Here is a 23,478-nt window from a genome sequence, read left to right as displayed (position 1 = left end):
GGACTTGCCTCTCCGCTCACGTCCGCGCCGCCTCCAGCACCGCGGTGCGAAGCTCGGCGATGCCGTCGCCGGTTTCGCTCGACGTCGGATAGAGAACGGGGTGGCAGGCGGGGTGTTTCGCGGACTCCGTGCGGATCGCGTCGAGCCGTTTCTCAAGCTCGGTCGGCTTCACCTTGTCGGCCTTGGTGATGACGAGGTTGTAGCTGACGGCCGCCTTGTCGAGCATGGTCATGACGTCGCGGTCGACGTCCTTCAGGCCGTGCCGCCCGTCGACCAGCACCAGCGTGCGCTTCAGTACCTGGCGCCCGCGAAGGTAATCGTTGATCAGGAAGCGCCAGCGCTTGACCATGTCCTTGGGCGCCTCGGCGAAGCCATAGCCGGGCATGTCGACCAGCCGAAACACCAGCGGGTTGCCGACGTCGAAGAAGTTGAGTTCCTGAGTCCGGCCCGGCGTGTTCGATGCCCGGGCCAGCTTGTTCCGATTGGTCAGCGCGTTGATCAGCGACGACTTGCCGACGTTGGACCGCCCGGCAAAGGCAATCTCCGGCGCATCGGGCGAAGGCAGGAACTGCAGGCCCGGCGCGGACTTCAGGAACTCGATCGGCCCCGAGAAGAGCTTGCGCGCTTCTTCGGCCAGGTCTTCGTCTGGGCGATCGGTCATTTCTTGATCGGCTTCGCGTCCAGGATGACCGTCCCGGCCTCCATGTCGTAGCGGTGGTACAGCCACTTCTGCTGGGCAATGGTCAGGATGTTGCTGACCACCCAGTATAGCTGAAGGCCCGCCGCGAACGGCGCCATGATGACCATCATCACCCACGGCATGATCCCGAACACCTGCTGCTGGACGGGGTCAAGCTGCGCGGGGTTGAGCTTGAACTGCATCCACATGGTGACGCCGAGCAGGATCGGCAGGACGCCGATCGCCAGTAGCGCAGGAGGCGTGAAGTCGAGCAAGCCGAAGAGATTGACCGGGGTAAGCGGATCGGGCGCGGAGAGGTCCTTGATCCATAGCGCGAACGGCTGGTGGCGCATTTCGACGCTGACCATCAGCACCTTGTAGAGCGCATAGAACACAGGGATCTGCAGCAGGATGGGAAGGCAGCCGGCGGCCGGGTTGATCTTCTCTTCCTGGTACAGCTTCAGCATCTCCTGCTGGAGCTTCGGCTTGTCGTCCTTGTGGCGCTCCTGGATCGCCTTCATCTTCGGCTGGACACGGCGCATGCCGGCCATCGACCGGAACTGGCGGTCGGCGATCGGGAACATGATCAATCGGACGATGAACGTCAGGCAGATGATGGCGACGCCGAAGTTGCCGGTGGCGTGGAACAACCACTGCAGCAGGCTGAAGATCGGCCGCATGAACCATTCGAACCAGCCCCAGTCGATCGACTTGCTGAGCTTGGTGATTCCGGCGGTTTCGTAGCGGTCGAGCCAGGTCTTTTCCTTGGCCCCGGCAAACAGTCGGGTTTCGCCCGTGACGGCCTGGCCGGGAGCGACGACGACCGGCGCACCGGCGTAGTCAGCCTGGTAGGCACCGCTTTCGCTCTTGCGGAAGCTGGCGGCGATCGGCGCATCGCCGGCGGGGACGAGCGCGGTCAGCCAGTATTTGTCGGTGAAGCCGAGCCAGCCACCGCGGCTATCGCGGGTCACGCCCGCCCGGTCTTCGTCCAGCGTCTCCCAGTCGGTGTCGTACGAAGCCTTGCCGCCAAGAAAGCTGATCGGCCCGACATGCATCGTCCAGGAGGTTGGATCGGCGCTCTTCTTGGCGCGGCTGGCCAGTCCGTACGGACGCACCGCGACAGCCCCGCTCCCCGCGTTGGCGACGCGCTGCTTGACCGTGAACAGGTAGCCTTCGTCGACCGAGACGATCAGCTGGAAGGTCTGGCCGGTCGGGTTGGTCCAACTGAGCGTGACCGGGGTGGCCGGCGTCAGCGTTGTCGAGCTGGCGGTCCACACCGTGTTCGCGTCCGGCACTGCAACGCCCTCGCCGGTCCAGCCGAAGCCGGCGAAATAGGCGTTGGGCGCACCGCCCGGCGACAGCAACCGGACAGGCGGCGAATCCTTGGCGAGACCTTCGCGCTGGCGAACGAGGACGAGGTCGTCGAAGCGCGCGCCCTTGAGGTCGATCGACCCGGCGAGGCTTGGCGTCTGGATGGTGACGCGCGGCGTTTCGCCCAGAACGGTGTCGCGGGCGCGAAGGGCGGCCGGCGATGCCGCGCCAGCGGGGCTGACGTTGGGCTGGGGCAGGGGCTTCACCTTCCCGTCTTCGACCTTGACCGTGCGCGGTCCGGCGGCTGGGAAGAAGCGTTCCGAAAGGGCGCTGCCGCCGAACAGCACGATGGCGATCAGCACCATCGCCAGCACCATATTCTTATTGTCGTTCACGTGGCGGACGTCCTTCGGTTCAGATCAGGGGACGGGATCGGGACCTTGCCCGCCCCAGGGGTGACAACGGCAGATCCGCTTGACCGCGAGCCAGCCGCCCTTGGCTGCCCCATAGCGTTCCAATGCGGTGATCGCATAGGCCGAACAGCTTGGCTGGAACCGGCACGATGGCGGCAGGATCCGGCTCGGGCCCTTCTGCCAGGCTTTAGAGATGAGGATGAGGGCGCGGGCAATCATGCCGCCACCTTTTTCAAGGCGCGTGCAAGTTCGCTGCGAAGCTGGGCAAAATCGCGCTCGATCCCACCGTCGCGGCCAATCATGACGTGATCTGCACCGGCAAGACCGCTTACCGGCAGCACTTCGCGGGCGAGGGCGCGAAAGCGGCGCTTCATCCGGTTGCGGACGACCGCGTTGCCGATCTTCTTGGTCACGGTGAAGCCGACGCGAATCGTCGGATCGTCGTCACCGCGTGGGCGGACGAGCAGGACGAAGCCGGGTGTCGGCGCGCGCCGGCCGCGATTGGCGGCCAGGAAATCGGCGCGCTTGGAAAGCGTGATTAGGCGCTGAGCTTCTTGCGGCCGCGCGCACGGCGGGCGTTCAGCACCTTGCGGCCGCCGACCGTCGCCATGCGGCTGCGGAACCCGTGCCGCCGCTTGCGGACCAGATTGCTCGGCTGGAAAGTGCGCTTCATCGCTCATGCCTTCAAATGTCTAAATGAAAAACGGCCGCGCGAGCGGCCTCCTGTTGGGGGCGCCGATAGATGGGAGGGGCGTTAAAGTCAACGCCGCTCGAGGGATTCGTTCGGCTCTTCTGCCAGTTTTTCCTCCTCGCGACGCGCCTTGGCGAGTTCCTCGCGTCGTTTGGCACTGGCACGGCGAAGCCCCCAGTCGGTCCAGCGTCCCGCTTTGGGCTGCCAGCGTTTGAACTTAACGTAGTGACGCTTTGCCCACATGCTTGACCGCAGGGTCAGGGCCAGTCCGGGCACGAAAACAAACAGGCCACCTGGGCCGGGGAGCGCGCCGATCGGGATCGCAGCAAGCATCAACACGATGCCGAGGATGAAGAAGAAGGTCTGGACCCCCGGCTTATCCTCGAATTGCCGCCATTGCTCGCGCGTCCACATAGGCTGCCATGTGGGACGAAAGCGGACGAGGAACAAGGGGCGCTTGCCAATCGCATTTCGGCGCGGCTAGCCTCGCGCTGCCGAGCCAGGGGGACAGTTGCACTGCGTTAGTTTGTTGCGTTTCGAGGCGCGCGCCTGATGGTCGCGACCGTCGCCACCGTGGCGTACCTTGGGCTCGAGGCCCGCTCCGTCGAAGTGCAGGTACAGCTCGCCGCGGGCTTGCCGGCCTTCGTCATTGATGCGGCACGTAAACTGCCGCTTCCGCCCATTGCAGAATAGGAAATTTGCTCGGACTAGAGGTTCAATTCGTTCGACTCGTGGAGGCCCAAATGGCTGTTCTTATTGGTAACTCGTTCAACGTTATGCCCGGTCAACGTGGGTTCGACCTCTTGACGAACCGCTGTGATTATTTCGAGATTGGTTCCTCTGCCGGAGAGGATGTTTGGCTCGAAGGCACGATGGCAGGGCCGGACGGTGACTTCATCTTCAATGGAAGGCTTTTCCACAGCGGCGGTAGCGCTGGAACCATCATTGACGGTTTCCCGAAGGCAGTTCCGGACGGATGGACAAAAAGGCCCTCGCAACACTGCGAGGGATACGACCTCGTCGATAAGAATGGCGAGGTCATTTTTGGCTATCGCGTCAGCGAGGATGGCATCTGCGAGGTCAATGTCTCACTTTACCGTGGCGACGGTGAAATTGCAGCGACCGGAGGACAGGGCGGATTGGTAACGAATGGTGTGCCCGTTCGATTGGGCCGCCACGGGATTGTCATCTCGGATTCCAAGGCGACTAAGGCCAATCCGACGGAGTCAGCCGAAGGCTAAATCAGCGCGCAAGGAAGGGTTTGACCGCGAATGAGCGACAAGAACCGGCCTTCGGGAAAGTCGCCACGCGGCGCTATCGAGCAGGCCGTGGAGGCCGTGGCGCGTAACATTCAAGCGCGTGACGACCTTACGCGAAGCCTGACTCACAATCTTGAGGCTCGGCCAGTTACGGCTTCCCCTCTAGAGATTAGCGTGGCTAGCTTGGGGACGGCAACGCAACCTATTCCGCCCGCGCGCGCCTTCGCTCCTGAAGCGACCGCAATGAATGGTAGTGTAGAGGCCAACCGGCCTTCACGTGTCCGACAGGCGCCAACATGGCCGCAAGGCCTCAGCAACCGGCGAGCCGTCGAACGCCTTCGCTCGATGATGGTGAATGTCGCTGAAGGCCAGCGCAGTATTTCCGATGACCGCCAGTATCAAACCCTTCGAACAATCTACATGCGACAGCGCCGTTTGACTGCGGTCGGTCCGGAATTGGTCAAAACTCACCCAACGTTGAATTCGTTGGCGGCGTATTTTCGCGCAAACAGCGACCGAAAAGCGCGCGTGGTTGAAATCATGGATGACTTCTCACCGCTGATGGAGTTGCTGACCCCATCCAAGGCCGAAGGTCATGAATCGTCTGCGTGGACGGGGCGAGAAGATATCGCACAGCAAGCGCGTGGTGTTCGAACAATGAGCGTCGCGATTGTCCGGGCGCTCGATGTCCTCATCGAAGATGAAGAGCGTCGCCACCACAACGGCGGTCCGGTTGAACCTGCCGAGGAAGCAGCGCTCGATGCCCTGAAGCAGCTTAGAGATGCTCTGAACGACCTTATCAGTTCGATTGAGGCAGAGTTACCGTGGCAGCCGAAACTGCAAAAGCTCAAGCAACTCGGCCAAACAGCCGGAAGCATTGTGATGGCGGAAATCATCAGTGTCGGCAAAACGGTGCCTCCGGTCGCCTCCACAACCGCCATCACCGCACTCGTTGCGCTCATCTGTCATTGGTTCGGGAGTGGTGAGACCCTTACGGCTGGGATAGCCGCGACAAGTGGCGGAAGCGTCATTACGGCGCGGGCACTGAACTCGAAAAATACCCGAAAATGACAGGTTTGTCCGGACTGCCAACAAAGCTATCTCCGTGAAAAGCTAAGGATAGCAGTCACTTAGAAAATTTTTGACCTGCTGCTCTGCTTTGGTCATCGTCGGACTTCCGGACAAGGCGGTTGCCGAAAGTCGCGAGCGCGTCCGCGCCGCGCTGAACGCCATCGGCCTCGCGCTCCCGCCCAAGCGGATCACGGTCAACCTGTCGCCCGCGGACTTGCCCAAGGAAGGGTCGCATTTCGACCTTCCGATCGCGCTGGGACTGCTCGCCGCGATTGGCGCCGCCGATGCCGAGGCTTTGTCGCACTATGTGGCGGTCGGGGAATTGGGTCTGGATGGGCGCATCGCCGCCTCGCCTGGCGTACTTCTGGCGGCGCTCCACGCATCGACCCGCGACATGGGCCTGATCTGCCCCGCCGCGCAGGGACCGGAAGCGGCGTGGGCCGGAAAATTCGACCTCATCGCCGCGCCGGACCTTCTCGCGTTGCTGGCGCATCTGAAGGGAACGCAGCCACTCCCGGCACCGCAGCCCGGCGAAGCCGAGACGAGTCGCGGCGGTCCGGACCTGGCGCAGATCAAGGGTCAGGAAGTGGCCAAGCGCGCGCTGGAGATCGCGGCGGCCGGCGGACACAATCTGCTGATGTCCGGACCGCCGGGGGCGGGCAAGTCATTGTTGGCGTCGTGCCTGCCCTCGATCCTGCCGCCGCTCGACCCGGCCGAAGCGCTGGAAGTGTCGATGGTCGCCAGCGTGGCCGGAGAGCTTGAGGGAGGCCGCCTGCGGCGGCGACGGCCCTTCCGAAGTCCGCATCACAGCGCCTCGATGCCGGCACTGGTGGGAGGCGGGCTCAAGGTCCGCCCAGGCGAGATCAGCCTCGCTCACCTCGGCGTGCTGTTCCTCGACGAACTTCCCGAATTCCAGCGCGGCGTGCTGGATTCGCTTCGCCAACCGCTCGAAACGGGAACCGTCAGCGTCGCCCGGGCCAACATGCACGTAACCTTTCCGGCGCGCGTGCAGTTGATTGCGGCAATGAACCCCTGCCGCTGCGGTCACCTTGGCGATCCGTCGCTGGCCTGCGCCCGCGCGCCGCGCTGCGCCGCCGATTACCAGGCGAAGGTTTCCGGACCCCTGCTCGACCGCATCGACCTTCACGTCGAAGTAGCGGCGGTCAGCGCCGCCGACCTCACCTTGCCGCCCCCCGCCGAGGGGAGCGAGCAGGTTTCGCACCGGGTTGCCGCCGCGCGTCACGTCCAGCGCCAGCGCTACGATGGGGAGGGGGCGCGGACCAACGCCGAGGCGGACGGCGAACTGCTCGACCGCGTCGCAACGCCGGATGAATCTGGACGCAAGCTTCTGGCCGATGCTGCCGCGGCGATGCGATTGAGTGCGCGTGGCTATCACCGGGTGCTTCGGGTCGCCCGGACGATTGCCGACCTGGCCGGCGCGCAGGACGTCGGCCGCATCCATGTTGCCGAAGCGCTCAGCTATCGCAGGCAGGCACCGCGAAACTAGCCGGTCCGTCCTTACGCTTTGTTAGTCACGCGCTGCTAGGAGCGACGCCGACTGGACGGCGTATCGTCCAAGAGGGGGTCATCATGTTCGAACAAGTTCTGTCGACACTCAAGAAGTTCGCCGATTTCAAGGGTCGCGCGTCGCGCCAGGAATTCTGGACCTTCTTCGCCTTCGTCGTCCTCGCCACCGCCGTCATCCGGTTGGTCGATTCGATGTTCTTCCGCAGCGGCATGATGCCGGGACCCCTGTCCGGGTTGTGCAGCCTGCTGCTGTTCATCCCGCAGGTTGCCGTGACGGTACGCCGTCTGCATGACGTCAACGAGAGCGGCAAGGAACTGGTCGTTCCACTGGTGATGCTGGTTGCCATGCCGCTGGTCGCCTACGCAGCGATGAGCGGCATTATCGGCAAGATCATCATCCTCGGCTATTCGGGCATCCTGTTGCTGGTGTTCGCGGGGCTGCTGTCGTCGCTGATCAAGAAGGGCAGCAACATTCCGAACAAGTACGGAGCGGCGCCGACCGCTTTCACCTTCGGCAAGGCCTGACGGCTGCTTCTGGCGAGGGGACGTCAGCCCCGCGCCAAGACTTTCCATTTTCCTGGCAGTTGGCGCCGTCACCGCCGCGTTAAGGGTGCGGGCGGCGTTCCGGAAGGCGTGAAATAACGCTCGCGAATCCTCGCCTCGTCCAGTTCGACCGCGACAAGCCGTTGCGGAGCTTGCCATGACATTTCTTTGGGGATCGACCGCCAGACATCATGGTCCGTCTTGCCCAGCGTCCCTGTCATGCTAAGGGCGTACCCGTGTGCCCCCGTGGCGGAATGGTAGACGCGCTCGACTCAAAATCGAGTGTCGAAAGACGTGTCCGTTCGAGTCGGACCGGGGGTACCAACCGAAAATCCTGCATCTTCGCCGTCTTTGCAGCGTCGCCGGCGCTGGTATGGTCGACGCACGGAGGTGCGCGTGACCGGGGGAAACGATGATTCGCAGGTGCTGACGCACGAGCAGGAAGCGCTGCAAATCAAGCGCGTCCGCCTGCTGGCCTCGCTCACCCTGCTTGGCGGGGTCGGGCTTGTGCTCGCATTGCCGTTCGCCCTTCGCGCGGGCGCGGAATTCTTCCTGCCGGTCACCGCCGCCCTGGTCATCGCCATTGCGCTGGTGCCGATGCTGGAATGGTTCGAACGGCGCGGCGTGCCGGCCAAGCTGGCGGCCGCTTTGTGCGTCATTATTTTCCTGCTCGTGGCCTTTTTCGCCGTCGCGTCGATCGTCCTGCCGGCGATCGACTGGGTCGCCCTGATCCCACAGCGCATCGAGCGGGTGCAAAACGCACTCAGCCCGATTGTCGATCTCTACTCCAGCCTGCAAAAGTTCATCGACCGGACGGTGTCGCAGATCGCCACCAGCACGCCCAAGTCGCGCACGGTGACCCTGGAACAGCCCAATTCGATGCTGGACCTTATCACGACCAGCGCGCCGCACGCGGCGATCCAGCTCTTCTTCGCGCTCCTAGTGATCTATTTCTTCCTTGCCGGCTGGACCGGCATGCGCAAGCGCACCATCGTCAGTCGGGGCAGCTTCGAAGGGGCGCTGACCACCGCACGCGTCATCCAGCAGGTGGTCGACGCCACCTCGACCTACATCGGCACGATTACGCTTATCAACGTGTCCCTGGGGGCGCTGACCGCGCTTGTCTTGTGGTGGCTGGGAATGGATTCGCCGCTGATGTGGGGCGGCATCGTCGCCGTCCTGAACTACATCCCCTACCTCGGGCCGATCGCGTCGGTGATCCTGCTTGGCCTGGGCGGCTTGATGACCTTCACCGATCCCTGGGCGGCGCTGCTGCCGCCGTCGATCTTCCTCGCGTTTCACATGGTCGAGGCCAATGCGATCACGCCGATGATCGTGGGCAAGCGGCTGGAGATCAATCCGCTGCTGATCCTCGTCTCGCTCTCCTTTTGGGCGTGGGTGTGGGGGACAACCGGGGCGCTGCTGGCGGTCCCGCTGCTGATCATCTTCAAGACGATCTTCGCCGCCGCAGGCACGCCGGACATCGCCGGATTCCTGTTCGAGGACGGCACATTGACCCATGTGGGAGATGACGAAGAAAAAGACGCCTGACCTTGTTGACAGCTTGGGGGGCCTGACCTAGTTGGCCGCCCACCGCCAGAACGCGGGTGTAGCTCAGTTGGTTAGAGCGCCGGCCTGTCACGCCGGAGGTCGCGGGTTCGAGCCCCGTCACTCGCGCCATTTTCCATCATGAAAATAGGTGCTTGACCGCCCCGCTTTACGAAGCGGGCGTGTCGTTCGCTTTCGGAGTCTTGCCGAACGCCGGCTCCGACGAGGCTTCGCCCGCGCCATCGAGCGCATAGCGAAGGTTGTCTGATGCTGAGACGCGCTCGGCATAGGGGACGACCTTCACTTTCTCGACAGCCTCGCGGGCCTGCGGGCTGAAGTGAGCCTTGACGCGGCCGCCGGTCGCCGCGGTGACCTTGACCCCATCGAGCTTATCGAGCTCCCCGGCACCCTTGCCAGCCGCTAACAGCGGCTTGGGTACGACGTGCGGGACGGCGAGCGCGGCGGCGCGGAGCGCGCGCGCACTGGCCTCTCGGCCGCTGTAACGCTGCGTGAAGGCCTGCGGCTGCCCCCAATTCCCCGACCAGCGGTAGAACAAGTGGGCGCCGACAACCTGGGTCTTGACCAGGCTGCTCGCCCAGTAGGGGACGACGTAGTTGGCGTGATAATGCGTGGCATTGCCGACCGGCGCGTAGACGGCACCGCCCAGCATGGCGCGGGCGTTGGCGCGGGCGCGGTCCCACGCCCCGATCCTGGGCGTGCGGTTCAGCGATCCGTCGCAGGTGAAGGTGAACTGGCAGCCCGACTGTCGCGTCGATCCTTCGTAGACGACACCGCACACACTGCTGGGGAAGGCGGCATGGCGCACGCGATTGAGAACGACCTGAGCCACGGCACGCTGGCCTTCGTCGCTCTCTTGGCCGGCCTCGTAGTAGATCGCGCTGGTCAGGCACTCGAGTGCCTCAGCGCGCGCCGAAGCGCTCGCGTTACCGAGTGAAAAAGGGGCAGCGGCTCCCGCTGCGGCCTGCGACACGGGTATCCGGGCATTCATCGCCAGCGCCGCGGCGGGGTCGAGGTCACGGATCGCAGTGGCCGGCGCGGCCGCCGGTGCAGGCTGCGAAGCCTGCTGCGCGGCGGTGACGGGCTCCGCGAACTTGCCCAACGTCGGCATGGCATCGACGGCGCTGCCCAGTGCCGCGACGGCGATCGCCGACAGCAAGACGGCCGCGGCGGTTTCGCGCGGACGGTCTTGCCAGGGCCAAACGGCCTTCAAGGAGAGTGCGGTGTTCATGCGGAGAAGGTGATGTAGGTTGCCAATACAGCCTGTTCAATGAACCTTCGACGAACGGTGCGTTGTGGGCGGTTATTCCGGATTAGCGGCGGAATTGCCCGGTCTCCATCCATCGAAGCACCGGACGTAGCGGTAACACCCAGGCAATTCCCGCGACGAGGTAGAACAGCGCCTGCGCCAGTACCGGCCATGACGAGACGGTGCCGGACAGCGACGCCACCGCCACCGACCACATTGTGATCAGTGCAAGAATCCCGAAAATTCCGGCCGTCTTACGCCAACTCGGTTCGATCATCGAAACCACTCCAGGCCGTCAGGCGAGGCGAATCCGTCCAGCGGCACGTCCCAGGGGTCATGGGGCAGAGTCTCCATCACGCGCTGCATTTGCCAGCCGATCCCGATCAGTCTTGCACCCGCCGTCCGAAGCGCCGGCAGCGCGCGGTCATAGTGGCCGCCTCCCTGGCCCATGCGATGGCCGACTCGGTCGATGGCGAGGAGGGGGATAAGCAGCAGGTCAGGCCTGACCTCGTCCCGGACGACTGAGCGATGGCATAGGGGCCGATCCCGTCGGCAGGGCCAGTGCGGAACAGCATCGGTTCGCCGTGGCCTGCGAAGGCGGGCAGTGCGATCGTCGCACCGAGCTGTTCGGCAAGGTGAAGCGCTGGCGCTGGGTCGATTTCGCTGCCAACCGTGTGATAGCCGCCGACGACCGTTGCCTTTTCGAGCAGGGGGCGGAGTACCTGCGACAAGTCGGCAGAGGCCTGTAGCCGCATCCCAGGCGAAAGCGTCGCGACAAACTCACGCCGGGCTTGGCGGAGCGCCGCACGGCGCAACTGCTTCTCGCTCAGGGAGGGTGACGGGACCACCATGGCCGTTTGCCTTAATATCCTCTGACGCCACAAACGTCAGGTGGGGACCAAATAACCCGGGCCAGGGCCCGGACAGGGTCAGCCCCCTAGGATCAGTAATCGCCTCAGGGATGTTAGTAGCTCGTACGAGGCAGTACCCGTCGAACCCTATCTAGGCGCCCACCGCGCCCTGCTCAAGGGTGTCGGCTAACGATTCGAGCCGTTCGGCGATCCGTTCGGCGCGCTGGATGAGGGCGGGGTCGGGCCCGGTGTCGACCAGTTCCTGCCGTCCGTCGACGATCTGGTCGGCCAGCAACAGCGACGCGAACAGCAGTTGCCGCGATTCGCTGAGGGTTCCCAGGCCGGCGATCGCCTCCCGGCTCTTGGCGTCGACCAGGGCGCCGGCCGCGCGGAGGTTTTCTTCCTCACCCGCGCGGCAGGCGACGCGATAGGGACGGCCGGCGATGGTCAGTTCCACCTCGGCCATCAGCCGTGGACCCCTGCCTGGCGGATGATGTCGTCAAGCTCGCCGACGATGGCGGCAACCTTCGATCGAAGAACCTCGTCGCGGCCGCTGCCCTCGCGACGGCCGGACAGGGAGCGCTCGATGCGAAGCAAGGCTCGCTCCGTGCGGTCGAGGGCAGCGTCGAGGGACGAGGTGCTCATCGTGTCAAGGCGTAGGCAAAGTGAAAGCGCGGGGCAAGCAGTGTGCGAGGTTGACGCCCCGCGCGCCCTCGACAATAGGCACCAAACCATCGGCCAGCCGAAGTTTCTTCATCCGGCCGACCCTTGGGGAGAATCCATGCCGACGCAACGCCGACTCGCGAACGCCATCCGTGCCTTGGCGATGGACGCGGTCGAGGCGGCCAATAGCGGCCACCCGGGCATGCCGATGGGGATGGCGGACGCCGCTACCGCGCTGTTCACACGTCATCTGAAGTACGACCCGGCCGATCCGAAGTGGCCGGATCGCGATCGTTTTGTCCTGTCGGCCGGCCACGGGTCGATGCTGATCTACGCGCTGCTGCATCTGACCGGCTATGCGCGCCCGACGATCGAGGACATCCGCAACTTCCGCCAGCTCGGCAGCCCCTGCGCCGGCCACCCGGAGAATTTCGAACTTCCCGGCATCGAGTGCACCACCGGCCCGCTGGGGCAGGGCCTGGCGATGGCGGTCGGCATGGCGATCGCCGAGCGTCACCTTAATGCGGTCTATGGCGACGACCTCGTCGACCACCGCACGTGGGTCATCGCCGGCGACGGTTGCCTGATGGAAGGCATCAACCACGAGGCGATGGGCCTTGCCGGGCATCTGAAGCTCGGGCGCCTGATCGTGCTGTGGGACGACAATCGCATCACCATCGACGGCTCGACCGATCTCAGCCGCAAGGAAGACGTCTGCGCCCGGCACGAGGCGATGGGCTGGCATACCGTCGAATGCGACGGCATGGACAGCGCCAAGGTATCGAAGGCGATCGAAGAGGCGATTGCCGACGAGCGGCCGAGCCTGATCCGCTGCCGCACCATCATCGGCTATGGCGCTCCCAACAAGCAGGGCACCGCCGCGACCCATGGGTCGCCACTGGGCGCCGACGAAGTGGCGGCAGCGCGCAAGGAACTCGGCTGGAACCTCGCGCCGTTCGAAATTCCCGACGATGTCGCCAAGGCCTGGAAAGAGGCCGGATCGCGCGGCTCAAGCGTTCGAGCCGACTGGGAAAAGCGGCTCGCAAGCCACGAAAAGGGCAAGGAATTCACTGCCCGCCAGGCTGGCGTTTGTGATGATGGCTGGCTGAAGCCCTATCTCGACAAGTTGATCGCCGAACCGGCCAAGGTCGCGACGCGCAAGGCGAGCGAGATGGCGCTGGAGGCGATCAACGCCGCGCTGCCGAGCACCATCGGCGGGTCGGCGGACCTGACGGGATCGAACAACACCAAGACCAAGGCGATGCAGCCGCTTGACGCCGGGAACTACGCCGGTCGCTACATCTACTACGGCATCCGCGAATTCGGCATGGCTGCGGCGATGAACGGCATGGCGCTGCACGGCGGCGTGCTGCCCTACGGCGGCACCTTCCTGGTCTTCAGCGACTATAGCCGCGCGGCGATCCGGCTGGGCGCGCTGCAGACCGCCAAGGTTGTCCATGTCATGACGCACGATTCGATCGGGCTCGGCGAGGACGGACCCACGCACCAGCCGATCGAGCATCTGCAGAGCCTGCGGGTCATCCCCGGCCTCCACGTCTATCGCCCGGCCGACACGGTTGAGACTGCGGAGTGTTGGGCAGCGGCGCTTGCCAATGACGGGCCGTCGTTGCTGGCTCTGTCGCGCCAGAACCTGCCGCAGGTGCGGACCAAGGCAGAGGGCGAAAATCTGTCCGCCAAGGGCGCCTACCGCCTCAAGGAAACCGAAGGCCCGCGCAAGGTCATCCTGATCGCTACCGGCAGCGAAGTCGAGATCGCGCTCGGCGTCGCCAAGGAGCTCGAAGGGAAGGGGATCGGCGCCGACGTCGTGTCGATGCCGTGCACCGAGGCGTTCGATGCGCAGGAAGCGGCCTATCGCGAGGACATCCTGCCCGACGTGTCGAACCGCGAGATCCTGCGCGTGTCGATCGAGGCCGGGACGACGACCGGGTGGGAGCGCTACACCGGCCTTCACGGCCTGCGGTGCGGCATCGATCGCTTTGGCGCGTCGGCGCCGGCGCCGGACCTGTACGACCATTTCGGGCTGACCGTGCCCAAGGTGACCGAGCGGGTGCTCGACCACATGAAGCAGAGAGGAATCCAATGACCAAAGTCGCCATCAATGGTTTCGGACGTATTGGCCGCCTCGTCGCCCGCGCCATTCTCGAGCGCGACGACCATGATCTTGAGCTCGTCGCGATCAACGACCTCGCCGACGCCAGCGCCAACGCCCGCCTGTTCAAGCATGACAGCGTCCACGGCGTTTTCCCGGGCGAGGTGAAGGCCGAAGGCGACGCCATGATCGTCAACGGCAAGCGCATCAAGGTCACCGCCGAGCGCGACCCGGCCAAGCTTCCCCACGGCGAACTCGGCATCGACATAGCGCTGGAGTGCACCGGTTTCTTCACCGACAAGGAAGGCGGGCAGAAGCACCTAGACGCCGGCGCCAAGCGCGTCCTGATCTCGGCCCCGCCAAGGGCGCGGACCTGACCGTCGTCTATGGCGTCAACGACGACAAGCTCACCGCTGATCACAAGATCGTGTCGAACGCGTCGTGCACCACCAACTGCCTGGCGCCGGTCGCCAAGGCGCTCAACGACACGGTCGGCATTGTCCGCGGGCTGATGACCACCATCCATGCCTACACCAACGACCAGAAGATCCTGGACCAAATCCACAGCGATCCGCGCCGCGCCCGTGCCGCCGGCATGTCGATCATCCCGACGACCACCGGCGCCGCCCGCGCGGTCGGAGAGGTTTTGCCGGAACTGAAGGGCAAGCTCGACGGGTCGGCTGTGCGCGTACCGACCCCGAACGTCAGCCTGGTCGACCTGACTTTCACGCCAGGTCGCGAGACGAGTGTCGAGGAAATCAACGGCATCCTCAAGAAAGCCAGCGAATCCGGGCCCTTGGCTGATGTTCTTGACTTCACCGATGAACCTCTGGTGTCGATCGACTTCAACCACAACCGCGCCAGCTCGACCGTCGACAGCCTGGAAACGGCGGTACTGGAAGGCAATCTTGTCCGGGTCGTCAGCTGGTACGACAATGAGTGGGGCTTCTCGAACCGCATGGTCGACACCGCCGGCGCCATCGCCAGGCTGATCTAAGCCAATGGCCTCTTTCCGGACACTCGACGACCTGCCCGACGACCTGACGGGCAAGCGCGTGCTTGTCCGGGTCGACCTCAACGTGCCGATGAACGGGGCGTCGGTGGCCGATGACACGCGCCTCAGGGCGTTGCTGCCGACCGTGCTGGAATTGAGCGACAAGGGCGCGCTCGTCCTGCTCCTGTCACACTTCGGACGTCCGAAGGGCGAGGTGCGTCCCGACATGTCGACTGCGCAGCTAGTGCGGCCGCTTGCCGAGCTCACCGGTCGGTCGGTCCGCTTCATCGAGGATTGCCAGGGGCCGGAGGCGGCGCGGGCGATCACGACGATGCTGCCGGGCAATATCGGCATCATGGAAAACACCCGATTCCACGCCGGTGAGGAAAAGAATGATCCGGCGCTGACGCGGGCGATGGCCGAACTCGGCGACCTCTACGTCAACGATGCTTTCTCCGCCGCCCACCGCGCTCACTCCTCGACCGAAGGACTGGCGCATCTGCTGCCAGCCTACGCCGGACGGGCGATGGAGGCAGAGCTCAAGGCGCTGGAGCGGGCGCTGGGCGACCCCGAGCGCCCGGTCGCGGCGGTTGTCGGCGGCGCCAAGGTGTCGTCGAAGCTCGCCGTGCTCGGCCACCTCGTCGACAAGGTCGATCATCTGATCATCGGCGGCGGCATGGCCAACACCTTCCTGGCCGCGCGCGGGATCGACGTCGGCAAGTCCCTGTGCGAGCACGATCTGACCGGGAAGGCCGACTCGATCTTTCAGCGCGCCGAAGCCGCGAACTGCACCATTCATCTTCCCTACGACGTCGTCGTCGCCAAGGAATTCGCGCCCAATCCACCGAGCGTCCGCACCTGCAACGTGCACGAAGTCGCCGCGGACGAAATGATTCTGGACGTGGGGCCGGCCGCGGTCGAGGCGCTTGGCGACGCCATCAAGAATTGCCGGACACTGGTGTGGAACGGGCCGTTGGGCGCGTTCGAAACGCCGCCGTTCGACGAAGCTACGGTGGCGCTGGCGAAGACGGCCGCGGCGCTGACCCAGGGCGGAACATTGGTGTCGGTCGCCGGAGGCGGCGATACCGTCGCGGCGCTCAATCACGCCGGCGTCGCCAGCGACTTCTCCTTCGTGTCGACCGCAGGGGGCGCCTTCCTGGAATGGATGGAAGGCCGGGTGTTGCCGGGGGTCGCCGCGCTGTCGCGATGATCAATATCCAGGCCATCGACCATGTGGTGTTCCGGGTCGTCGACCTGGACAGGATGGCCGATTTCTATCGCGACGTTCTCGGCGCGCGCTGGGAAAGGAAGCAAGAAGCAATCGGGCTTTACCAGCTTCGTGTCGGCAACGCCTTGATCGACCTCGTCCCGGTTTCCGGCAAGCTGGGCGCCCTGGGCGGCGCGGCGCCGGGCAAGGACGGCCGCAACGTCGACCATGTCTGCTTCCGCGTGCTGCCGTGGAAGGACGAGGACATCTTGTCACATCTGGCGGGCCACGGGATCGAGGGCGAAATCGTGTCGCGATACGGCGCGGAAGGTGACGGACCTTCCATCTACCTAACCGACCCGGAAGGGAATAATATCGAGCTGAAGGGGCCGCCGTCGGCGCCGCCTTCGACAGCCGCGTAAAAGGGGAATGGGACGATGAACCACTCGGAAATGGCCGCGAAGATCGCCGAAGGGAACGGCTTTATCGCCGCGCTCGACCAGTCGGGCGGGTCCACGCCCAAGGCGCTGACCGGCTATGGAGTCGAGGCGGACAGCTGGAAGAATGACGACGAGATGTTCCGGATGATCCACGCGATGCGATCGCGGATCATCACCTCTCCCTGCTTCAGCAACCAGAAAGTCATCGGCGCCATCCTGTTCGAGCGGACGATGGACGGCACCGTCGATGGCTTGCCAACGCCCAAAGCACTGATCGAACGCGGCATCGTGCCGTTCATCAAGGTCGACAAGGGGCTGGAGGACGAGGAGAACGGCGTGCAGCTGATGCGGCCAATGCCGGACCTCGACGCGCTGCTTGCCCGCGCCCGGAAAATGGGCGTCTTCGGCACCAAGGAGCGCTCGGTCATCAACCTCGCCAACGAACGCGGGATCCGTCAGGTCGTCGCCCAGCAGTTTGACGTCGCTCGCCAGGTGCTGGCGCACGACATGGTGCCGATCATCGAGCCGGAAGTGAACATCAAGAGCCCGGAGCGCGCCGAGGCCGATGTCCTGTTGCGCGACGCCCTGCTTGAGGAACTCGACCGCCTTCCGGACGGCCAGAAGGTCATGCTGAAGTTGTCGATTCCGTCAGAGGCGGGGTTGTTCGACTCGCTAGTCGACCATCCTAAGGTGCTGAAGGTCGTCGCTTTGTCGGGCGGTTTCAGTCGAGCCGACGCCTGCGCCGAACTGGCCAAGAATCGCGGCATGATCGCCAGCTTCAGCCGGGCGCTGTTGTCCGACCTCCGCCACGGGATGAGCGACGAGGAATTCGATCGCTCGCTGGGCGGCGCGATCGACGAGATCCACGCCGCCTCGGTTGCCGGTTAGCGGCCGCCGTCGAAACCGAACAGATAGGGCTGGGGCGGCGGTGCCGTCCCGGCCATTTTTTCGGGTTGGACAGAGGTCAGCGCAATTGTCGTACCGTGGGTCGCCAGTGGCTTGCCCAATTCCAGATTGATGGTCTCGCGCCAGCCGCCGCCGTCGATGCGCGTCGCAACCACCGCCCGACCGGCCCAGACGCAGCGCGCGTTCATCGGGCAGCGGCTGTCCTCGACGACACGGATCGGGGTCGCGACCAGCCTTCCGACACGCGTCGCCTCGCCGAGCCGGGCGAAGCCGTCCGGGCGAACGGGTGCCTCGGCGATCGGGTGGACAGGCAAGCGCTGAGCGATAGCGCGGCGGCGGCAAGGATCGCGTGTTTCATTGGACGAACGTAACGTCAGCGCTAATGAGCGGCAAATGAACGATGACGACTTCGACTACACTGTCTTTCCTCCGCCGCCCCGTACCGAGCCTGCGGGCCTTTACCTGATCAGTCCGCAGGATGCGGGCGGTGCATTCCCCGACCGCTTGCGCGCGGCGCTCGACGGCGGGCCCGTGGCCGCCTTCCAGCTGCGGGTGAAGGGCGTCGACAATCACGAACTGGCGCGGCTCGCCGAGCCGCTGCAGCGTATCTGCGCGGACCATGACGTCGCGTTCATCGTCAACGACAGCGTCAGCCTGGCTAAGCGGCTTGCCGCCGATGGCGTCCACCTGGGCAGGGCGACGGGGACATCCGCGAGGCCCGCGCCGTCCTGGGCCCCGGCGTCCAGATCGGCCGGACCTGCCACGCCAGCCGGCACCTCGCCATGGAGGCGGGCGAGGAAGGCGCCGACTATGTTGCGTTCGGCGCCTTCTATCCGACCACGACCAAGCCCAGCGAGCATCGGCCGGAGCCGGGGATCCTCAGCTGGTGGTCCGGCCTGTTCGAACTGCCGTGCGTGGCAATTGGCGGCATTACGCCGGCCAGCGCCGCGCCGCTGGTCGCCGCCGGCGCCGACTTCATCGCCGTCTGCCAGGCGGTATGGGGCGCGGAGGACGTTTCAGCGGCGGTGGCCGCCTTTGAAACCGTCCTCAAAGGGTGATCGTCAGGGCCTTCCGACAGCGCGACAGCCATCGCCGGAATCGCGAGCGGGACACGACGAACCGTCCGTCGGGGCGCTGGGTCATCACGCTCTGGGTCGAGATGCAGTCGTGAATGGCCGGCCAATATTCCATCCGGTCCGTACCGAATTCGAAGCAGAGCAGCATCACCGGATGCTCGCTTCGTCCTGGTCGCGTCGAGTGGAGGACTTCGTCGCCGAACAGGATGCCTTCGCCGTGGCAATAGGCATAGGGAACCTCGCCCCGCCCGGCTGCCGCAGAATAAGGCCGAAATCGGGTGAAATGTCGGAGATCGGGGCGATGAACGTCCACGCCTGCCGGTCACAGCCCGTCCAATCGGTGTGGAAGTCGGGAGCCTCGCAGGTCTGACGGCGGAGAATGAAACCCGAATAGAGACGCGGCGCCCGAATCAGGTCGAGTATCGGCAAGACGGGCGCAGCAACGTCCAGCGTCTCGAACAAGTGCTCGAAGGCGCGAAACTGCTTCCGGTTCGCGGTCGACAGCCATTCGAGGTCGCTATTCCAGCTTGGACGGACCGGTTCGAGACGGTCGAGATCGAGGGCCGCGACGAAACGAGCGATGGCGCCCGCGTCGACCCCAACCGCCAGCGCGTTCTCTATATCGAGGGACGGACGGCGGTCATTTCCATCCTGCTACTTGGGTTTGGCGAGACCAGCAACGCAACCAGCAAAGGAAACCAAGCTCCGCCGACCGGCGTTTGCCTCCCGAATAATGAAGGAGTTGCTCGTGTTGCGTTCGCGTATCGCCATCGCCGCCGCCGGTTTGTCGCTGGCCGCCGCGTCGGTGGCCCAAAGCCCCAGTCCGCGCTCAGCCTGGGTTTCGCCCGGCACTAACGGATCGCCGATCGACGGTACGGTCTTTCACGCCCAAGTCCTCCTCGATGCCGCCGGCTTTCCCGCCGGGGTGATCGATGGCAAGCCGGGAATGTCGCTGCGCAAAGCGATCGAGGGCTTTCAGGAAGCCCGCGGACTCGACAAGACCGGCAAGCTGGACGTCGCGACCCGGCAGGCGCTGCTGTCGCAGAACCGCGCTTCGACGGTCATGGTGCGCCTGACCCCCGACCAGGTCGCGGGCCCGTTCGTCTATCCTTTCCCGAAGAAACCGGAGGACCAGGCCAAGTTGCCGGCGCTCAGCTATCGCAACATGCTGGAGAAGGTTGCCGAGAGTTTTCACACGACGCCCGAGACGATCGTCGCGTTGAACGGGCCGAAGGCGCTGATCGGGCCGGGCCAAACCCTTCGCCTGCCCAACGTGCTTGCCGCCAATCGCGATTATGAGGGGTGAAGCCCGAATATGCGGCGGTGATGAGCCAACTGAACGTCGACGGTTCCGCTAACACCGGCAAATCGATCATCGTCGACAAGTCGGAAGGCGTGCTGAAGGTCGTCGACGGCGACGGCAGGCTGGTCGCACAGTTCCCGGTGACGATGGGATCGACCAAGGACCCACTGCCGCTCGGTACCTGGAAGGTCACGACCTACGCCTATATGCCGCCTTTCCATTATCAGCCGGACCTGTTCTGGGACGTCGACGATTCGAAGGACGAGCAGAAACTGAAGCCCGGGCCCAACGGTCCGGTCGGAGTGGCATGGCTGGACCTCACCAAAGAGCATTACGGCATCCATGGCACGCCGGAGCCATCGACCATTGGCCGCGCCGAAAGCCACGGATGCATCCGGATGACGAACTGGGACGTTCTGCGGCTTTCGCGAATGCTCAAGCCGGGATTCAAGGCCGTTTTCCGGGCATAGTTCTCACAAGGAGGCGCAATGCGGCATTTGATGACCGTCGTGGTGACGGCGATCCTCGTCAGCGCCGTCTGGATTTTTTATGGCAACATCACCCGCTCGCCCGCGACCAGCGATGGCAAGGTCGCGCCAGCCGGTGACAAGGCGGTCGTCAGACCGGCTGGCGAAGCGCCGATGGTCCTTGCGGAAAGCGTCACCGTCGGGCCCGCAGGATTGGCGATTCCCGTTGCGGGCGTGAAGCCCTCGGAACTCACCGACACCTTTACCGCCGCGCGCGCAGGTGGGGCGCGGCGTCATGACGCCATCGATATCATGGCCGCGCAAGGCCGAGTGGTCATCGCCGCCGCGCCAGGAACGGTCGAGAAGCTCTACAATTCGGTCGGGAAGGGCGGGATCACCGCCTACATCCGCTCCGACGACCAGTTGTGGACCTATTACTACGCGCACCTCAGCGCCTATGCGCCGGGCCTTCACGAGGGCCAGCGGATGCGGCGGGGTGATGCGGTCGGTTATGTCGGATATACCGGCGATGCCTCACCCGACGCGCCGCACCTCCATTTCGCTATCAACCGCATGGCGCCAGGCGAGCGCTGGTGGCAGGGGACCCCCATCAATCCTTATCCGCTGCTTGCCGGAAGGTCCGCCAACCGCTAGGGCCGCACCTGTTTCGGCGGGCTTGGCCCGTCTGGCTCTTTTTCATTTCAGGCAGGTTCAACGGTCATGAAGATCAGCGGCGTGGACATTCGTCCCGGCAACATCATCGAATATGAAGGCGGCATCTGGCGCGCGGTGAAGATCCAGCACACGCAGCCGGGGAAGGGCGGCGCCTACATGCAGGTCGAATTGAAGAACCTGATCGACGGTCGCAAGAACAACGTCCGTTTCCGCAGCGCCGAGACGGTCGAACGCGTCCGCCTGGACACCAAGGATTTCCAGTTCCTGTTCGCCGACGGCGACATGCTGACCTTCATGGACAAGGAAAGCTATGAGCAGATCACACTGCCACGCGACCTGCTGGGCGATGCCGCGGCGTTCCTGCAGGACGGCATGGACGTTCTGATGGAACTCTACGACGAGCGCCCGATCTCGGTGCAGTTGCCCGATACGATCGAAGCGACGATCGTCGAGGCCGACGCGGTCGTGAAGGGGCAGACGGCGTCGTCTTCGTACAAGCCGGCCGTGCTCGACAATGGCGTGCGCATCATGGTGCCGCCGCACATCGCCAGCGGAACGCGCATCGTCGTCGACGTCTACGAACAGACCTACGTCCGCCGCGCCGACTAATGGTTTCCCACTCCGGCCTCATCACCGTCATGCAGCGCGCCGCGCTGAAGGCCGCGCCGCGCCTGCGTCGCGACTTCGGCGAGGTCGAGCAGCTGCAGGTATCGCGCAAGGGCCCCGGCGACTTCGTCACCATGGCCGACAAGCGCGCCGAGACGACGGTGCTGGAAGAACTGCGCAAGGCGCGGCCCGACTGGCGCATCCTGAGCGAGGAAGCGGGCGAGCTGGACGGCGATCCGGCGAAGCCCCGCTTCATCGTCGATCCGCTCGATGGCACCGCCAACTTCATGCACGGCGTTCCGCATTTCGCGATGGCGATCGCCGTCGAGGAGACCAAGCCCGGCGGCAAGACCGAGATCACCCATGCGCTGGTCTATAACCCGATCAACGACGAACAGTTCTGGGCGGAGAAGGGCCGGGGAGCATGGCTCCACGATCGCCGCCTCCGCGTGTCGGCGCGCCGCCACCTCGATGAGGCTGTTATCGGGACGGGGATGCCGCACTTTGGCCGTGGTGACGTCGCGCGCTGGGCACGGATCTATGGCGCGATTGGCCCCGAAGTGAGCGGGATCCGCCGCTTCGGATCGGCAGCGCTCGACCTGGCGTGGGTAGCCGCCGGCCGCATGGACGGCTTCTGGGAAGACGATCTCGACATTTGGGACAGCGCCGCGGGCGTGCTGCTCGTCAAGGAAGCGGGCGGGTTCGTGAGCGACTATCGCGGGCAGGACCGGATGTTCGAGCGGCGGGAATATCTTGCGGGGAACGCCGACCTGCATAGCAAGCTTCACAAGCTGCTGGCGGGGTCTCTTCGGTGATTGGGCTGGCGCTCGCCGGTGCGCTTGCCGCCGCGCAAGCCAAGCCAGCGCCAGCGCCGCCGCCTCCACCCGTACCCGGGACAGCCGTCGCCTATTTCGTGCCGCCGCAGCACCGGCTGGTCGAAGGCATCGCCACCGACGGCCGTGACGTGTTCGTGTCGAGCGTGCTGGACCGCCGGATCATCGTCTGCCGACAGCGGTGCGACAAATCCTTCGTGTTCAAGTCTGCGCTCCATCCGATGGGCATGGCGTGGGATGCCCAGCGCAAGCTGCTGTGGGTTGCCGCCGACTGCCCGAAGGTTGCGGGCGTTAGACCCTGCCCGAGCGGCTTCCTGTTCGGCCTTAGCCGCAACGGGTCGATCAAGATATCGGTGACGCCCGGTCCCAACTTCCACCCTGGCGATGTGTCGGCGGCGGGAGGACATGTCTTCGTCAGCGATAGCCGCAACGGCGGCATCTACCGCCTGACGCCAGACGGCAAGCGACTTGCCACTTTCGTCGCGCCCGGAGTCGGCAAGAGCGCTCAGGGAACGGCGGTCGATCCGGCCAACCTGCGCCTGGTCGCCGCAGACTATGGGAGCGGTCTGTCCGGAATTAGTCTCGATAAGGGCGAACGGACACCCTTACCCGAAGCCGGCGGTAAGCCGCTGCGCGGGATCGACGGGCTGACGCGTGCCAAGGGCCGCTTCTACGGCATCTACAACGGATCGGCGCCGGGCAAGCTAATGCTGATCGCGGTCGAGGGCGACCAGGCCATCCCAAAGGTCGTGCCGACCGGAACGATGTTGCCCGACCCCACCCACCTTACCGTATTCGGCAATGCCCTGCTGGTGGTCGCGGATTCGGGGTGGGCCCTGGTCGAAAAGGGCCGCAGGCGCACTCGCGGGGCGACGATCGTCCGGGTTCCGCTTCCCTAGTCACAAAAGGCCCGATTTCGGGCCCATCGCCCTTGCCCGGTGTGTCGCATGGTTCTAGGAACCGCCGCGATTCCTGCTCCCTTCCGGAGAAGCTTCTTGTCGTCGATCGCCGCCGGGTACCTCCCGATCCTGTTATTCC

Annotated in this window: 28 protein-coding genes, 2 tRNA genes, 1 other RNA gene and 3 pseudogenes; 20 read left to right on the top strand and 14 right to left on the bottom strand. The window is 64.9% G+C overall.

Translation table 11 applies throughout. The features are described 5' to 3' along the window. Positions 1-16: 16 nt before the first annotated feature. The 6 genes from yihA to H9L12_RS06040 all read right to left on the bottom strand — a co-directional run bounded on the left by yihA (position 17) and on the right by H9L12_RS06040 (position 3,508). Positions 17-661, bottom strand: coding sequence for a ribosome biogenesis GTP-binding protein YihA/YsxC (gene yihA, locus H9L12_RS06065; RefSeq protein WP_187543035.1), 645 nt, complete (start codon positions 659-661; stop codon positions 17-19). Continuing rightward, positions 658-2,385, bottom strand: coding sequence for a membrane protein insertase YidC (gene yidC, locus H9L12_RS06060; protein ID WP_187543034.1), 1,728 nt, complete (start codon positions 2,383-2,385; stop codon positions 658-660). Before yidC ends, yihA begins: the two co-directional genes overlap by 4 nt. 24 nt (positions 2,386-2,409) lie before the next feature. Then, on the bottom strand, positions 2,410-2,622 hold the full coding sequence (gene yidD, locus H9L12_RS06055) for a membrane protein insertion efficiency factor YidD (RefSeq protein ID WP_187543033.1): 213 nt from the start codon (positions 2,620-2,622) through the stop codon (positions 2,410-2,412). After that, a complete protein-coding gene (gene rnpA / locus H9L12_RS06050) occupies positions 2,619-2,915 on the bottom strand; it encodes a ribonuclease P protein component (RefSeq protein WP_246450705.1) in 297 nt (98 codons plus the stop codon). Before rnpA ends, yidD begins: the two co-directional genes overlap by 4 nt. Before the next feature lie 26 nt (positions 2,916-2,941). Continuing rightward, entirely contained in the window at positions 2,942-3,076 is a 135-nt protein-coding gene (gene rpmH / locus H9L12_RS06045; protein ID WP_037504084.1) for a 50S ribosomal protein L34, read from the bottom strand. A gap of 87 nt (positions 3,077-3,163) precedes the next feature. Then, positions 3,164-3,508, bottom strand: coding sequence for a hypothetical protein (locus H9L12_RS06040; protein ID WP_187543032.1), 345 nt, complete (start codon positions 3,506-3,508; stop codon positions 3,164-3,166). Between the two features lie 138 nt (positions 3,509-3,646). Here H9L12_RS06040 and H9L12_RS06035 point away from each other — a divergent pair, with 138 nt between their 5' ends. The 8 genes from H9L12_RS06035 to H9L12_RS06000 all read left to right on the top strand — a co-directional run bounded on the left by H9L12_RS06035 (position 3,647) and on the right by H9L12_RS06000 (position 9,174). Then, positions 3,647-3,787 (top strand): hypothetical protein, encoded by a 141-nt coding sequence (locus H9L12_RS06035; protein ID WP_187543314.1) that lies wholly within the window; start codon positions 3,647-3,649, stop codon positions 3,785-3,787. 50 nt (positions 3,788-3,837) lie between these two features. Continuing rightward, positions 3,838-4,335: a hypothetical protein gene (locus H9L12_RS06030; RefSeq protein ID WP_187543031.1), complete on the top strand. Its 498-nt coding sequence runs from the start codon at positions 3,838-3,840 to the stop codon at positions 4,333-4,335. 30 nt (positions 4,336-4,365) lie between these two features. Then, a complete protein-coding gene (locus H9L12_RS06025; protein ID WP_187543030.1) occupies positions 4,366-5,424 on the top strand; it encodes a hypothetical protein in 1,059 nt (352 codons plus the stop codon). Between the two features lie 88 nt (positions 5,425-5,512). Beyond that, positions 5,513-6,931: a YifB family Mg chelatase-like AAA ATPase gene (locus tag H9L12_RS06020; protein ID WP_425506809.1), complete on the top strand. Its 1,419-nt coding sequence runs from the start codon at positions 5,513-5,515 to the stop codon at positions 6,929-6,931. 83 nt (positions 6,932-7,014) lie between these two features. Next, positions 7,015-7,476, top strand: a complete 462-nt coding sequence (locus H9L12_RS06015; RefSeq protein WP_187543028.1) for a DUF805 domain-containing protein — start codon at positions 7,015-7,017, stop codon at positions 7,474-7,476. Between the two features lie 258 nt (positions 7,477-7,734). Then, positions 7,735-7,818: transfer RNA gene (locus H9L12_RS06010), tRNA-Leu, on the top strand. Between the two features lie 72 nt (positions 7,819-7,890). Next, positions 7,891-9,045 carry an AI-2E family transporter gene (locus H9L12_RS06005; protein WP_246450655.1) on the top strand — a complete coding sequence of 385 codons (1,155 nt, stop codon included), beginning with the start codon at positions 7,891-7,893 and terminating at the stop codon, positions 9,043-9,045. 52 nt (positions 9,046-9,097) lie between these two features. Then, positions 9,098-9,174: transfer RNA gene (locus H9L12_RS06000), tRNA-Asp, on the top strand. Between the two features lie 37 nt (positions 9,175-9,211). Here H9L12_RS06000 and H9L12_RS05995 read toward each other — a convergent pair. The 6 genes and pseudogenes from H9L12_RS05995 to H9L12_RS05970 all read right to left on the bottom strand — a co-directional run bounded on the left by H9L12_RS05995 (position 9,212) and on the right by H9L12_RS05970 (position 11,805). Next, positions 9,212-10,291 carry a cell wall hydrolase gene (locus tag H9L12_RS05995; RefSeq protein WP_187543027.1) on the bottom strand — a complete coding sequence of 360 codons (1,080 nt, stop codon included), beginning with the start codon at positions 10,289-10,291 and terminating at the stop codon, positions 9,212-9,214. Positions 10,292-10,373: 82 nt separating this feature from the next. Continuing rightward, positions 10,374-10,586 (bottom strand): DUF2842 domain-containing protein, encoded by a 213-nt coding sequence (locus H9L12_RS05990; RefSeq protein ID WP_425506808.1) that lies wholly within the window; start codon positions 10,584-10,586, stop codon positions 10,374-10,376. Next, a pseudogene (locus H9L12_RS14405) lies at positions 10,583-10,843 on the bottom strand (5-formyltetrahydrofolate cyclo-ligase); the annotation flags it as partial. The gene H9L12_RS05990 and the pseudogene H9L12_RS14405, both read right to left, overlap by 4 nt. A 303-nt stretch (positions 10,844-11,146) precedes the next feature. Then, positions 11,147-11,300: non-coding RNA, 6S RNA (ssrS, locus tag H9L12_RS05980), on the bottom strand. Between the two features lie 11 nt (positions 11,301-11,311). Next, positions 11,312-11,626, bottom strand: a complete 315-nt coding sequence (locus H9L12_RS05975; RefSeq protein ID WP_187543026.1) for a cell division protein ZapA — start codon at positions 11,624-11,626, stop codon at positions 11,312-11,314. Next, on the bottom strand, positions 11,626-11,805 hold the full coding sequence (locus tag H9L12_RS05970; RefSeq protein WP_187543025.1) for a hypothetical protein: 180 nt from the start codon (positions 11,803-11,805) through the stop codon (positions 11,626-11,628). Before H9L12_RS05970 ends, H9L12_RS05975 begins: the two co-directional genes overlap by 1 nt. 136 nt (positions 11,806-11,941) lie before the next feature. Here H9L12_RS05970 and tkt point away from each other — a divergent pair, with 136 nt between their 5' ends. The 5 genes and pseudogenes from tkt (at position 11,942) to H9L12_RS05945 (ending at position 17,462) form a co-directional block, all read left to right on the top strand. Then, positions 11,942-13,927, top strand: a complete 1,986-nt coding sequence (gene tkt / locus H9L12_RS05965; RefSeq protein WP_187543024.1) for a transketolase — start codon at positions 11,942-11,944, stop codon at positions 13,925-13,927. Further along, positions 13,924-14,930: pseudogene (gap, locus tag H9L12_RS05960) on the top strand (type I glyceraldehyde-3-phosphate dehydrogenase). Before tkt ends, gap begins: the two are co-directional and overlap by 4 nt. A gap of 4 nt (positions 14,931-14,934) precedes the next feature. After that, complete coding sequence (locus H9L12_RS05955; RefSeq protein WP_187543023.1) at positions 14,935-16,137, top strand: phosphoglycerate kinase; 1,203 nt, start codon at positions 14,935-14,937, stop codon at positions 16,135-16,137. After that, entirely contained in the window at positions 16,134-16,556 is a 423-nt protein-coding gene (locus tag H9L12_RS05950) for a VOC family protein (protein WP_187543022.1), read from the top strand. The genes H9L12_RS05955 and H9L12_RS05950 overlap by 4 nt, the downstream gene beginning before the upstream one ends. A gap of 15 nt (positions 16,557-16,571) precedes the next feature. After that, complete coding sequence (locus tag H9L12_RS05945) at positions 16,572-17,462, top strand: fructose bisphosphate aldolase (protein WP_187543021.1); 891 nt, start codon at positions 16,572-16,574, stop codon at positions 17,460-17,462. Here the strand turns inward: H9L12_RS05945 and H9L12_RS05940 are convergent. After that, complete coding sequence (locus tag H9L12_RS05940; protein ID WP_187543020.1) at positions 17,459-17,794, bottom strand: hypothetical protein; 336 nt, start codon at positions 17,792-17,794, stop codon at positions 17,459-17,461. The genes H9L12_RS05945 and H9L12_RS05940 overlap by 4 nt on opposite strands. 79 nt (positions 17,795-17,873) lie before the next feature. Between H9L12_RS05940 and thiE the strand changes: the two are divergent. After that, positions 17,874-18,538, top strand: a pseudogene (thiE, locus tag H9L12_RS05935) (thiamine phosphate synthase). On the opposite strand, the gene H9L12_RS05930 reads toward thiE, so the two are convergent. Then, positions 18,528-18,869: a hypothetical protein gene (locus H9L12_RS05930; RefSeq protein ID WP_187543019.1), complete on the bottom strand. Its 342-nt coding sequence runs from the start codon at positions 18,867-18,869 to the stop codon at positions 18,528-18,530. The pseudogene thiE and the gene H9L12_RS05930 sit on opposite strands and share 11 nt — an antisense overlap. 438 nt (positions 18,870-19,307) lie before the next feature. Between H9L12_RS05930 and H9L12_RS14110 the strand changes: the two genes are divergently transcribed. The 6 genes from H9L12_RS14110 to H9L12_RS05905 all read left to right on the top strand — a co-directional run bounded on the left by H9L12_RS14110 (position 19,308) and on the right by H9L12_RS05905 (position 23,339). Continuing rightward, entirely contained in the window at positions 19,308-19,862 is a 555-nt protein-coding gene (locus tag H9L12_RS14110) for a peptidoglycan-binding domain-containing protein (RefSeq protein WP_343060508.1), read from the top strand. 20 nt (positions 19,863-19,882) lie between these two features. Then, positions 19,883-20,329: a L,D-transpeptidase gene (locus H9L12_RS14105; protein WP_343060507.1), complete on the top strand. Its 447-nt coding sequence runs from the start codon at positions 19,883-19,885 to the stop codon at positions 20,327-20,329. 18 nt (positions 20,330-20,347) lie between these two features. Continuing rightward, positions 20,348-20,980, top strand: a complete 633-nt coding sequence (locus tag H9L12_RS05920) for a M23 family metallopeptidase (protein ID WP_187543018.1) — start codon at positions 20,348-20,350, stop codon at positions 20,978-20,980. A gap of 66 nt (positions 20,981-21,046) precedes the next feature. Then, positions 21,047-21,610: an elongation factor P gene (efp, locus tag H9L12_RS05915; protein WP_187543017.1), complete on the top strand. Its 564-nt coding sequence runs from the start codon at positions 21,047-21,049 to the stop codon at positions 21,608-21,610. Beyond that, positions 21,610-22,422: an inositol monophosphatase family protein gene (locus H9L12_RS05910; protein ID WP_187543016.1), complete on the top strand. Its 813-nt coding sequence runs from the start codon at positions 21,610-21,612 to the stop codon at positions 22,420-22,422. Before efp ends, H9L12_RS05910 begins: the two co-directional genes overlap by 1 nt. Then, a complete protein-coding gene (locus H9L12_RS05905; RefSeq protein ID WP_187543015.1) occupies positions 22,419-23,339 on the top strand; it encodes a hypothetical protein in 921 nt (306 codons plus the stop codon). Before H9L12_RS05910 ends, H9L12_RS05905 begins: the two co-directional genes overlap by 4 nt. The last annotated feature ends 139 nt before the right edge of the window (positions 23,340-23,478 follow it).

The organism is Sphingomonas rhizophila (assembly GCF_014396585.1).
Classification (GTDB): Bacteria; Pseudomonadota; Alphaproteobacteria; order Sphingomonadales; family Sphingomonadaceae; genus Sphingomicrobium; species Sphingomicrobium rhizophilum.
This window is presented reverse-complemented; position numbering and strand designations above follow the sequence as displayed.